Here is a 12,898-nt window from a genome sequence, read left to right on the forward strand (position 1 = left end):
TATTTCAAATCAAACTTCGTCTTCATAAATAATGTTCGCATCGGCTACTTGGTTAATCAAGACGCCAGCCGCAACTTCTTCAAGTGCTCTACCTACACTCTTTACAGAACGATAAGATTGTAATAATTCGTTGCGCTGTTCTTGTAGTTCACGCGCACGCTTGGCTGCTAGTGTTACCAATGTATATTTAGAATCTACCTTGCCTTTTAATGAGTCAACTGATGGATATAACATAGTTTATTCTCCCTCCAACATTTGTAAGTATCTCTTTTCCACACGTTCTCTGCGGCAATGCTCAGCCGTAACAATTGCATTGACACGCTCACATGCTTTAGAGACCTCGTCGTTCTCTACTACATAATCGTACAAGTGCATCATTTCTAGTTCTTCTCTTGCCTTTAGTACACGGTCGGCAATGATATCGGATGCTTCTGTACCTCTTCCGATCAAACGACTTTCTAAGTGACTTAAGCTTGGAGGTGCCAAAAAGATGAACAAGCCATTCGGTACCTTTTCACGAACTTGTGCGGCACCGACTACTTCAATTTCGAGGAAAACGTCGCGACCTGCGTCAAGCGTTGCGTTAACGTAGTCAAGCGGTGTGCCGTAATAGTTCCCTACATATTCTGCGTATTCAAGAAGTTTTCCTTCTTGGATCATTTCCTCGAATACTTCTCTTGATCGGAAGAAGTAATCTACACCGTCTACTTCGCCTTCACGTGGGTTTCTAGTAGTCATGGAGATAGAGTATTCATAGTTTGTGCCTGGGCTTGAGAAGAGTTCTTTACGAACAGTTCCTTTTCCAACGCCGGATGGGCCTGAAAGGACGATTAGGAGTCCTCGATGTTTGTACATGTAATCCCTCTTTGTTATGTATTCATTTACACTTCATGCCTAACCCTAGTTCATATGATAACATGCATCGTCAGACTAGTTAGGCCCATGTGTGCAATCTGTTGATATTATACCATAATCATACGATGAGTGCTAAAATGGAACAAAACGAAATGAAAGAGGAATCCGTATGGCATTTGATGGTTTATTTACGAAAGCGATTGTAAGCGAATTACAACAACTAAAGTCGGGGCGGATTTCAAAAATCCACCAGCCCAATTCACAAGAAATTATTTTCCAAGTACGTGCAAATAATAAAAATCATAAACTATTAGTGTCGTTGCATCCTTCTTTTTCAAGAATACAGCTGACGAATGAAGTGTTGACGAATCCCGCAGAACCCCCATTATTTTGTATGGTGCTTAGAAAGCAACTTGAAGGTGGTATGATTACTTCAATTGAGCAACATGAGACGGATCGTATAGTGAATATTCATGTACAAGCACGGAACGAACTTGGAGATCAAATCGAACGGCAACTCGTGGTTGAAATTATGGGACGTCATAGTAATTTAATTTTACTGGATGCTTCACGCGATCTTATTATTGATAGCATGAAGCACTTACCACCTTCCGTGAACAGTTATCGGACGATTTTGCCTGGCCAACCTTATATTCCGGCACCACCGCAAGATAAGTTAGATCCTTTTAACACAACCGAAGAAGAGTTCATGAATGTGTTGGATAGTTTACAGGAACCAAAAGATATCGTTCGTCAGTTCGCTGGTTTTTCTCCACTGACAGCAGCTGAATTACTCTATCGTCTACAGCAAAATTCTACACCTCCATTTAGTAGTTGGAAATCATTTTTGGATAGTTTCAATGCCGAAATGATGGAACCTACAGTTGTAGAGAATGATCGAAAGACGCTTTTCTCAGCAGTAGAGTTGACACACGCAGAAGGAACAACGCAATCGTTTGCGACTTTAGGTGACCTTCTTGATAAAGTCTATTTTGCAAGAGCCGAACGCGAACGAGTGAAATCTCAGGCAATCGATTTAGAACGTTGGCTATCCAATGAAATCTCCAAACTGGAAAACAAAACGAAAAAGCTAGAAAAAGAACAACTAACCGCACAAGACTTAGATACATTAAAACTGTACGGGGAATTATTGACAGCGAATAGCTATATGTTGCATAAAGGCGATAAAGAAGTGACCGTAGAAAATTATTATGAACAAGGTACGATGGTCACGATTCCACTTGATCCTAGAAAAACGCCAATAGACAATGCGCAACGCTATTTCTCCCGCTATTCAAAGGCGAAGACCGCACTCATACGGATTGCAGAGCAACTTGAAAAAACTAAGGATGATATTGAATACTTCGAGATGGTACGTCAGCAGGTCTACCAAGCTTCCCCAATCGATATAGAAGAAATACGTGAAGAATTGGTCGAACTTGGATTTATGCGTGCACGTAAAAGCAAAAAGAAAATTAAACCAAAGAAGCCTTCACCCGAAGCTTTCTTATCATCGACTGGAATTCCGATTTCTGTCGGCAAAAATAATAAGCAAAATGATTATTTGACGTTTAAATTGGCCGCGCGTGATCATGTGTGGTTGCACACAAAAGATATACCAGGCTCGCACGTCGTTATCCACGACATCGATCCGGATGCAGAAACAATCGAAGAAGCAGCGACCTTATCGGCTTATTTCAGTAAAGCTCGGGAGTCTTCAGCTGTACCCGTAGACTACACACAAATTCGTCACGTGAAAAAGCCTTCCGGTGCCAAGCCAGGCTTCGTAATCTACTTCGAACAAAAGACCATCTTCGTCACACCAGATGAAGATTTGGTGCGTAAACTTCGGAAGTAATTAGAGAATAAAGTGTTGAATAATACACCGTTACTCTGCGTTCCAGGCGGACGCGTCTCTTACGGGCCCGCGGTGAGCCAAGCGAACAGCGAAGGGTTCGCTTTGCCGTATTTCTGAGGTCTTTGCAGAAATTAAGGCAACTGTGCTCCTAACGCTTCGCTTTTGCTCCCCTGGTCGTCTCACCTGTCGGGCTGATCCTCCCAGAGTCGCCGCCTTACACTCCGATTCACTAGTTTACATTTCTGAAGTTAGTATAGTATGTAGAATGCTAGACTTACTAACTTGCTTGTACATTGGAATTTGAACTTAAATAATTAAGTAGTATTACCAAGTTTTATGATAAATACAATGATATCTCAAAGTACTTGTATTCAAACTATAGAATTGGGAAGCACATTCGTTCTCTAAATTCCGGACCACTTACTAAGTATCCATTAGTCTTCCCCTAAAATCTAGAGCTTAAAAAAGGTTCCCGTCATATGACGGGAACCTTTTTCTTATAGTGTGCCTTGCTTCAGTTTCGTGTGCCATTCCGTTAATTCGTTCATTGACTCTTCTTCAATCGCACCTTGTTCTTTCGCCACTTCTGTCAACGCTGCGAAATTAGTTAGGCTGTGGTATGAAAGATTAGCCTCAGCGAACTTCTCATCTGCTTTTTGAAGCTCGTATGTAAAGATTGAGACAATTCCGCTCACTTCTACGTCTTCTGCCAGCAAAGCGTTCGCTGCATTCAAACTGCTTCCTCCTGTTGAGATCAAATCTTCAATAATCACTGCTTTTGCACCTGGCTCGATTTTACCTTCGATTTGACGGCTTTTACCATGTGCTTTTGCAGAAGAACGAATATACACCATAGGCATCTTCAGAATATCTGCTACCCATGCAGCGTGTGGAATACCCGCTGTTGCTGTTCCTGCAATGACAGTTGCATCCGGATAGTGAACGCGAATTAATTCCGCTAATCCTTCTGCAATTTTTTTACGTCCTACTGGGTCTGCCATTGTTAAACGGTTATCACAGTAGATTGGTGATTTAATACCAGAAGCCCATGTAAATGGATCTTTCGGATTTAGTGCAACTGCTCCTACGTTTAATAGGATTTGTGCTACTTCTTTTTGTCTTGTCATGAAGTAATCCCCTTCCACAATGTATTGACGTTCTCATAGGCTTCGCGTGGATTTTCTGCACCTGTAATCGCACGTCCGACGACAATATGCGTTGATCCTTCTTGTCGCGCTTTTTCTGGTGTTGCCACACGCTTTTGATCATGAACATCACCTGACGCCAGGCGAATGCCTGGAGTTACTTTAAAAAAGTCTTTACCGCATACTTCCTCGATGATTTTTGCTTCCTGTACAGAACAAACAACACCGTCTAAATGAGCAGATTTAGCGAGTTTCGCATAATGTTCTACTGACTCGTGAAGGGGTACGTTGATCAGTTGTTCTTCTCGTACTTGGCGATCATCTGTGGAGGTCAGCTGTGTTACCGCAATTAGTGCCGGACGCTTTTTCCCAGCTGGTGTACCTGTCTCCAGACCTTCAAGTGCCGCTTCCATCATCGTCTTGCCTCCAGCTGCATGGACATTCACCATATCTACTTCTAATGACGCCAAGACATGCATTGCTGATTTTACGGTATTTGGAATATCATGCAATTTTAGATCTAGGAAGATTGAGTATCCTTCTTCTTTTAGACGGGCAATCATTGCAGGTCCCTCTTTATAATACAATTCCATCCCTACTTTAACATTGACGGATTGATCCAATGTTTTTAGGAATGCAAATGTTTTTTCTGCTGAATTAAAATCTAATGCGATTATTGGGGAGTTATTCATACGCGATGACTCCTTCCGATCAATTCTGATATATGGTTAATTTGCAGTTCATCAAGTTTAGCAGGTAGCTGTTCGATAATTGTCGGACAAACAAATGGATCAACGAAGTTCGCTGTTCCTACTGCGACAGCACTTGCTCCTGCTGATAAAAAGTCGATGACATCTTGCACACATGTAACGCCACCCATTCCAATGATCGGAACATTGACGACTTGACTTACTTCATATACCATCCGGATTGCTACAGGCTTAACGGCTGGGCCAGACAAGCCACCTGTCTTGTTCGCAATGACTGGTTTACCTGTCTTTTCATCCAGACGCATACCGACCAATGTATTGATCATCGTAATACCATCTGCACCACCAGCTTCTACTGCAATAGCCATTGATTTAATATCTGCTACGTTTGGTGATAGCTTAACGTAAACGGGCACAGAAGATACGGCTTTAACTGCTGCGGTTAGTTCTCTTGCTACGTCTGGGTCTGTACCAAATGCAATTCCGCCACATTTGACATTCGGACAAGAAATATTTAATTCTAATGCGTGGACGTTCGGTGCTTTTGAAATTTCTTTCGCTACTTCTACATAATCCTCTGTTTCAGAACCTGCTACGTTTGCAATGATCGGAACATCGAATTTTTCAAGCCATGGTAATTCATTTTGCAAGACACCTTGTAATCCTGGATTTTGTAGGCCAATTGCATTCAACATACCAGAAGACGTTTCCGCCACTCGCGGTGTTGGATTGCCGTAACGGGTCTCAAGAGTTGTCGCTTTGATCATAATCGCGCCAAGTTGTGATAAATCGTACAGATTCCCGTACTCTTTTCCGAAACCGAAACAGCCGGAAGCAGGCATGATTGGATTCTTTAGCTCTAATCCAGGCAATGTAATCGCTAATCTATTCATATCTGCACCACCCCTGCTGGAAATACTGGACCGTCTGAGCACACTTTGACATACGCTTTGTCCGTTGCATTTTCATTTGTATGGCAGACACAAGCGAAACAAGCACCGATTCCGCAACCCATACGTTGTTCGAATGATAAAAACCCTTTTTTATGAGCATACGCTTTTTGAACGGCATCTAGCATCGGCATCGGTCCACAGCTGTAGAATGTTGCGAACGCATCGGAAAGTTCATCCATGATATTCGTAACGAATCCTGCTGTCCCGTTACTGCCATCTACTGTTGCGATATGTGTATCGCCAAGGGCAGAAAATTCTTCTTCATAAAAAACTACGTCATCTGATTGGAACCCAAGAATATGGATACATTTGACGCCTTTTGCTGTTAATTGCTTAGATAATTCATAAAGTGGAGGTACACCAATTCCCCCACCGATCAACATAGCGGTTTGACCCGCTGACGTTTCCTCGACTGGGAATCCATTACCTAAAGGTCCTAATACGTTGACAATATCTCCTTCACGCTTTTGAGACAGCAACTGCGTGCCGTATCCTTCTGCACGATAAATAATTGTCATTTCATTTTTCTCTCTATCAATGTTCGCGATGGAAATCGGACGACGCAATAATGGTTCAAATGAATCCGATACGCGGATATGGACAAACTGGCCAGGAGAAGTAATTTCTCCGACCAGCTTTCCAGTAAGTTTCATTTCAAAAATATTTTTGGCGATTTGCTGCTGTGATCCGACGGTCATTAAATCTTGGATAATCATTCAATCACCTGTGGCTTAGGCATTGCGTCCGTCTGGAACGTCATAGATTCGATAACAGAAAGCATCGCATTCGCTGTATCAATAGATGTGAAAGCAGGAACGCCATTTTCTACTGACTCACGGCGAATTCTGAAACCGTCGCTAGCAGGCTGTTTTCCTTTAGTTAGTGTATTGATCACTAACTGCGCTTGACCTTTTTGGATGACATCAATCAATGTTGTCCCTTCAGTTCCAATCTTACCTACTGTTTTCACTTCAATATTTGCTGATTCCAGTGCTTGCGCTGTACCTTCTGTCGCTAAAATACGATAGCCGATTTCAACAAATCGTTTTGCGATATCGATGATTTCTTCTTTATCTTTATCAGAAACTGTCATTAACACCGAACCATATTCTTTTACTTCCATACCAGCCGCAACTAAACCTTTGTACAAAGCTTTTTCTAACGTGCTGTCTTTCCCCATTACTTCACCTGTTGATTTCATTTCAGGCCCTAGTGTAATGTCTACACGACGTAGCTTAGCAAATGAGAAGACAGGTACTTTAACATAAACGCCCGCTGGAGCATCTGCAAGTCCGTCCACATAACCTTGCTCAGCAATTGATTTACCTAGGATTGCCTGAGTGGCTACATTCGCCATTGGAATGTTCGTAATTTTACTCAAGAATGGTACGGTACGGCTTGAACGTGGATTCACTTCAATTACATACACTTGTCCTTCTGAAATAACGAATTGAATATTCATCAGACCACGAATTTTCAAGCCTAGTGCTAAACGTTTCGTGTAATCCGCAATCGTTTCAATCATAGATTGAGAAAGATTTTGTGGTGGATATACGGCAATCGAGTCGCCAGAGTGAACACCCGCACGTTCAATATGTTCCATGATTCCAGGGATTAATACCGTTTCACCGTCACAGATTGCATCTACTTCAATTTCCGTACCTGTTAAGTAACGGTCAATTAGAACTGGATGCTCCGGACTTGCTTTTACTGCATTTTCCATATATTGCAATAATTCCTGTTCATGATAAACGATTTCCATCGCACGACCACCTAATACGTAAGAAGGGCGAACGAGAACCGGATAACCGATTTCAGTAGCGATGACAACTGCTTCTGAAACAGATAAAGCTGTTTTCCCAAGGGGTTGCGGTACACCAATTTCATGAAGTGCACTCTCGAATTTATCGCGATTTTCCGCACGGTCAATATCTTCAAGTGATGTTCCTAGAATTTTCACGCCACGCGCTTCTAATTCATCAGCTAAGTTAATTGCTGTTTGTCCTCCGAATTGAACGATTACGCCTTCAGGTTGCTCTAGATCGATAATGTGCATAACATCCTCAATCGTTAATGGTTCGAAGTAAAGCTTGTCGGAGATAGAGAAGTCTGTAGAAACAGTTTCCGGGTTATTATTGACGATAATCGCTTCATAACCCGCTTCTTGGATCGCCCATACGCAATGTACTGTTGCATAGTCAAACTCCACACCTTGTCCGATACGGATTGGACCAGAACCTAAGACAACTACGCTCTTTTTACCTGTTTTGACTGATTCATTTTCATCTTCATACGTACCATAGAAATATGGTGTATCCGACTCGTACTCACCTGCACATGTATCTACTTTTTTATAGACTGGAATTAATTCTTGCTCTTTTCTCCAGTTATATACTTCACGTTCAGTTGTGTTCCAATGTTTAGCCAGCGTAACGTCAGCAAAACCTAAACGCTTCGCTTTATAAGCTACTTCATAATCAAATGGGTTGTCTTTTAATACTTCTTCGTAACGCACGATGTTTTCGAACTTGCGTAAGAAGAATAAGTCAATTGCACTCCACTCATGGATTGTTTCAATCGTCACACCACGACGTAACGCTTCACCGATGAAGAACAAACGCTCATCTCCAGCTTTACGAATGCGCTTTTCGATCCATCCGTCTGTCATTTCCGCTCCACCTGGAAGGGACAAGTCGAATTGACCTGTTTCTAGTGAACGAACAGCTTTTTGAATCGACTCTTCAAATGTACGGCCCATTGCCATTACTTCGCCTGTCGCTTTCATTTGTGTTCCTAGATTACGTTTAGCAGATTCAAATTTATCGAATGGCCAGCGTGGAATCTTCGTAACTACATAGTCAAGTGTCGGCTCGAAACATGCATACGTATTACCCGTTACTGGGTTCATCATTTCGTCTAGCGTTAATCCGACAGCAATTTTCGCAGCTATTTTCGCAATTGGATAACCAGTAGCTTTTGATGCCAGTGCAGATGAACGACTTACCCGTGGGTTTACTTCAATGATGTAGTAATCAAAGCTATGTGGATCAAGTGCTAACTGTACGTTACAACCACCTTCAATTTTCAACTCACGAATGATGCGTAGAGATACATTACGTAGCATTTGGTTTTCACGATCAGTTAATGTCTGGCATGGTGCCGTTACGATAGAGTCGCCTGTGTGAATACCAACAGCATCGACGTTCTCCATATTACATACAACAATTGCATTGTCTGCTGAGTCACGCATTACTTCATATTCAATTTCTTTAAAGCCTGCTATTGATTTTTCAAGTAAACATTGTGTAACCGGGCTGTATTTCAAACCACTTGCTACGATTTCTTCCAAGTCTTCATCGTTATGACAAATTCCTCCGCCTGTACCGCCAAGTGTAAATGCCGGACGTACGATTACTGGATAGCCGATTGCTCTAACGAATGCATAAGCTTCGTCAATATTGTGGATAATCTCACTGTCTGGAACGGGTTCTCCCATTTCATTCATCAAGTTACGGAATAAATCACGGTCTTCTGCTTTATGGATCGCATCCAATTTCGTACCAAGAATTTCGATTTCTAACTCATCTAGAATTCCAGATTCTTGTAGTTCGATTGCCATGTTCAAACCTGTTTGTCCACCTAATGTAGGTAGTAAAGCATCTGGACGTTCTTTACGGATAATGCGACTAACGAATTCTAATGTAATAGGTTCAATATATACTTTATCTGCAATTTCCGTATCCGTCATAATTGTCGCTGGATTAGAGTTGATTAGAATTACACGGTAACCCTCTTCTTTTAAAGATAGGCAGGCCTGTGTACCTGCATAGTCAAATTCTGCGGCTTGGCCGATTACAATCGGGCCAGAGCCGATGACGAGAATGGATTTAATATCAGTACGTTTTGGCATTAGAATTCCCCTTTCGGTTGCTTGCAGTCATCAATTGGATAAAACGGTCAAACAAGTAGCTAGCATCTTGTGGTCCAGGAGATGCTTCTGGGTGGAACTGTACAGTAAATGCTTCATATTTCTCACTGCGTAAACCTTCTACACAATTATCATTCAATGCTTTATGAGTCACTTCAAGTCCAGTTCCTGCTAATGAATCTTCAAGTACTTCATAGCCGTGACTTTGTGAAGTTAGATCGGTACGATTCGTAATCAAATCTTTAACAGGATAGTTGCCACCAATATGGCTGTTTTTCATTTTAGCTGTCTTTGCACCACAAGCGAGTGCGAATAGCTGATGTCCAAGTCCGATACCGAAGATCGGCTTTTTGCCTAATAATTCTTTAATCGTGTCGACTGCGCCTTCTACGTCTTCAGGATTTCCTGGTCCATTTGATAATAAAATACCATCTGGGAATAATGCTAAAATTTCTTTAGCTGACGTATCGTGAGGTACTACGATTACGTCACAATCTTTTTTATTCAGTTCACGCAAGATGCCGTGTTTAATGCCGTAATCAATAACAACTACACGCTTTCCTAGACCTGGACTTGGATATGGTCGTTTAGTAGAAACTTTAGATACCAAGTCAGTCGGTAATTCATAGCCTTGCACTTCCGCAAGTACTGCATCGATATCAATATCTTCTCCAGCAGCCGTTAGCTTGCCTTTTAGAGCACCTTTATCACGCAATAGACGTGTCAATTTACGTGTATCGATTTCCTGAATACCTGGAATACCTTTTAATGTTAGTAAATCACCTAACGACATACCGCTACGGAAGTTAGAAGGCTCTTCCGTTAGCTCTCTAACGACTAAACCGTTAATCGCAAGATCAATAGATTCGTAATCATCACGGTTAATGCCGTAATTACCGATTAATGGATACGTCATCACTACAATTTGTCCACAACCTGAAGGGTTGGAAATAGTTTCTTGATAACCCGTCATGCCTGTTGCAAATACCGCTTCCCCTACTGAAGCACTCTCTGCTCCAAAGGCTCTTCCTTCAAAAATGGATCCGTCTTCTAGTACTAAATATCTCTTTGTCATTATTGACCATCCTTCCAGACGATGTTTCCACCGTAAATTGTCATTACAGGCCATCCAGCGCAATTCCAGCCGTCAAATGGTGTATTCTTGCCTTTTGATACAAATGTTGTACGATCGATTGTTTGTTCTTTTTCAAGATCAATTAAGACTAAATCTGCTACTGCTCCAACTTCGATTTTACCGTACGGCAAGTTGAATACTTCTGCCGGCTTTACTGTCATCCAGTCAAGTAATTGCTTTAGCGTCCAATGTCCAGGCTTAACAAAGTTTGTATACAATAGAGGGAATGCCGTTTCAAATCCAGTAATACCAAATGGTGCTTTCGCCATACCTACTGCTTTTTCATCTGCTGTATGTGGCGCGTGGTCTGTAGCGATACAATCAAGCGTGCCGTCTAACAGACCTTCACGCAATGCTTCACGATCTTCTTTTGAACGAAGGGGTGGGTTCATCTTCCAGTCCGCGTTGTCTCCAGGTATATCGTTTTCTTCTAGTAATAAATGGTGCGGGCTAACTTCTCCCGTTACATGAATTCCAGCTTTTTTTGCATCACGGATTGTGCGAACAGACTCTTTTGTGCTGACGTGACAGACGTGATAATGTGCGCCTGCAGCTTCTGCTAGTAGAATATCTCTCGCAATATGTACTGACTCAGCGATTGAAGGGATTCCCGGCAATCCAAGTTCTTTGTTACGCATTCCTTCGTGCATTGCTCCACCATAGATTAGCGTATTATCTTCGCAATGCGCAACGATCGGCATGTTGATAGCCGCCGCATCTTGCATCGCTTCATACATCATACCTGCTTCTTGCACGCCTACACCGTCGTCCGTAAACGCGAATGCACCATGTTCTTTTAGTTCTGCTAGATTCGTGCGTTCTTTTCCGGCTTCTCTAATTGTAATAGATGCATATGGCAACACGCGAATTCTTGAATTTTCTTCAATCAACTGATTAACTTTCTCTAAGTTTTCTTTCGTATCAGGTACTGGACGAGTATTTGGCATAGAACAAATGGTTGTATAGCCACCTTTTGCTGCTGCGTGTGTTCCTGTGGCGATCGTTTCTTTATGCTCTCCGCCTGGCTCTCTTAAGTGGACGTGTACATCGATAAAGCCTGGGGATAGTAACAAACCTTTCCCTGCTACAATCTCACAGTCGTCTGTAGATAATTGGATCCCAACCGCTTCAATCTTCCCTTCAGAAAGTAGTACATCCGTTTCAATGATTGTGCCTTCTTCGTTCAACATTTGTACATTTTGAATTAAAGTTTTCATATTACTTACGCCCCTTTAATATTATTTCTAGAATAGCGGCTCGAATATAGACGCCATTTTCTACTTGTTTAAAAATACGTGATTGTGGACTTTCTATTAAGCAGTCCGCAATTTCCACATCTCGGTTCACTGGTGCTGGGTGCATGATGATTGACTCTTGTTTCATTCTAGCTGCCCGTTCTACTGTCAACCCATATTGTTCATGGTACGCCGCTTTCGTATACGCCATTTCGGTGTTGTGACGCTCGTGCTGTACCCGTAGAAGCATGACGACATCACTCGTTTCAATAACTTCATCCCAGTTATCTACACTGTCAAATTCTCCTGCCCATTCCGGTGGACAGAGAAATGTGACTTCCGCTCCTAGTTTCCGTAATGCTTCTGCATTGGAACGTGCTACACGACTATGCGAAATATCTCCTGCAATTAGAACTTTCAAGCCTTCAAAACTACCGAATTCTTCCTGAATCGTGAAGATATCCAACAGCGATTGTGTCGGGTGTTGACCCGAACCATCTCCCGCGTTGATGATTGCCACATTCGTACGATCAACTAGCTCCTTATAGAAACCGTCAGTTGGATGACGGATGACTAACGCATCTAAGCCTATTGCCTCTAACGTCTTAATCGTATCATACAGCGTTTCTCCTTTTAAGGTACTAGAAAAACTAGTTTCAAACGGTATGACTTCTGCTCCTACTTTTCTTTCCGCCATTTCAAAGCTAGTTTTCGTCCGTGTACTCGGCTCGAAAAACAAATTGCATACGGTGTAGGTTCCTGGAAGTTTACGGAAGCCTAGCCGTTTGAAGTTCGCGGCTCGCTCAAGTATGAGCATGATTTCTTCCACTGTTAGGTCTTTCATTGAAACTAAATGTTCCATCAGATATTCCCCCTTGATGAAATGCAGGCTCTTTCTGCAAATTAGCTATTGTTAGTTCTCTTCATCCGTCATAGTAGTTTCTTTTTTGCCTGGTAGTACTAAGTTCAATACCACACCAACAATCGCTGCTAAAGCCATACCGCCCACTTCAAATGTCGGGCTGAATTTAATAGTCGCTCCACCGATTCCAATGACTAAGATGATCGATGCAATGACT

The 12,898-nt window shown here is 42.2% G+C and carries 11 protein-coding genes and 1 pseudogene; 1 reads left to right on the forward strand and 11 read right to left on the reverse strand.

The window, feature by feature from the left end; genetic code table 11:
- Window positions 1–9 precede the first annotated feature (9 nt).
- Window positions 10–234 (reverse strand): DNA-directed RNA polymerase subunit omega, encoded by a 225-nt coding sequence (gene rpoZ, locus ORD22_RS00625; RefSeq protein WP_317643903.1) that lies wholly within the window; start codon window positions 232–234, stop codon window positions 10–12.
- A gap of 3 nt (window positions 235–237) precedes the next feature.
- The gene (gene gmk, locus ORD22_RS00630; RefSeq protein WP_099687162.1) at window positions 238–855 is read right to left on the reverse strand and encodes a guanylate kinase; all 618 of its coding nucleotides are present in this window, start codon (window positions 853–855) and stop codon (window positions 238–240) included.
- Window positions 856–1,024: 169 nt separating this feature from the next.
- Here gmk and ORD22_RS00635 point away from each other — a divergent pair, with 169 nt between their 5' ends.
- Entirely contained in the window at window positions 1,025–2,713 is a 1,689-nt protein-coding gene (locus ORD22_RS00635; protein ID WP_317643904.1) for an Rqc2 family fibronectin-binding protein, read from the forward strand.
- A gap of 497 nt (window positions 2,714–3,210) precedes the next feature.
- Here ORD22_RS00635 and pyrE read toward each other — a convergent pair whose 3' ends face one another.
- From pyrE to ORD22_RS00680, 9 genes and pseudogenes are all read right to left on the reverse strand, one after another.
- On the reverse strand, window positions 3,211–3,840 hold the full coding sequence (pyrE, locus tag ORD22_RS00640) for an orotate phosphoribosyltransferase (protein ID WP_317643905.1): 630 nt from the start codon (window positions 3,838–3,840) through the stop codon (window positions 3,211–3,213).
- Complete coding sequence (pyrF, locus tag ORD22_RS00645) at window positions 3,837–4,550, reverse strand: orotidine-5'-phosphate decarboxylase (RefSeq protein WP_317643906.1); 714 nt, start codon at window positions 4,548–4,550, stop codon at window positions 3,837–3,839. The genes pyrE and pyrF overlap by 4 nt, the downstream gene beginning before the upstream one ends.
- Window positions 4,547–5,461 (reverse strand): dihydroorotate dehydrogenase, encoded by a 915-nt coding sequence (locus ORD22_RS00650; protein WP_317643907.1) that lies wholly within the window; start codon window positions 5,459–5,461, stop codon window positions 4,547–4,549. The genes pyrF and ORD22_RS00650 overlap by 4 nt, the downstream gene beginning before the upstream one ends.
- The gene (locus ORD22_RS00655) at window positions 5,458–6,237 is read right to left on the reverse strand and encodes a dihydroorotate dehydrogenase electron transfer subunit (RefSeq protein ID WP_317643908.1); all 780 of its coding nucleotides are present in this window, start codon (window positions 6,235–6,237) and stop codon (window positions 5,458–5,460) included. Before ORD22_RS00655 ends, ORD22_RS00650 begins: the two co-directional genes overlap by 4 nt.
- On the reverse strand, window positions 6,234–9,431 hold the full coding sequence (gene carB, locus ORD22_RS00660) for a carbamoyl-phosphate synthase large subunit (protein ID WP_317643909.1): 3,198 nt from the start codon (window positions 9,429–9,431) through the stop codon (window positions 6,234–6,236). Before carB ends, ORD22_RS00655 begins: the two co-directional genes overlap by 4 nt.
- A complete protein-coding gene (locus ORD22_RS00665) occupies window positions 9,415–10,524 on the reverse strand; it encodes a carbamoyl phosphate synthase small subunit (protein WP_317643910.1) in 1,110 nt (369 codons plus the stop codon). Before ORD22_RS00665 ends, carB begins: the two co-directional genes overlap by 17 nt.
- Entirely contained in the window at window positions 10,524–11,801 is a 1,278-nt protein-coding gene (locus ORD22_RS00670; protein WP_317643911.1) for a dihydroorotase, read from the reverse strand. The genes ORD22_RS00665 and ORD22_RS00670 overlap by 1 nt, the downstream gene beginning before the upstream one ends.
- A 1-nt stretch (window position 11,802) precedes the next feature.
- Window positions 11,803–12,681, reverse strand: coding sequence for an aspartate carbamoyltransferase catalytic subunit (locus ORD22_RS00675; protein ID WP_317643912.1), 879 nt, complete (start codon window positions 12,679–12,681; stop codon window positions 11,803–11,805).
- Window positions 12,682–12,732: 51 nt separating this feature from the next.
- A pseudogene (locus ORD22_RS00680) lies at window positions 12,733–12,898 on the reverse strand (uracil permease); the annotation flags it as partial.

Origin of the sequence: Sporosarcina sp. GW1-11 (assembly GCF_033088395.1) — a bacterium.
Lineage (GTDB): Bacteria > Bacillota > Bacilli > Bacillales_A > Planococcaceae > Sporosarcina.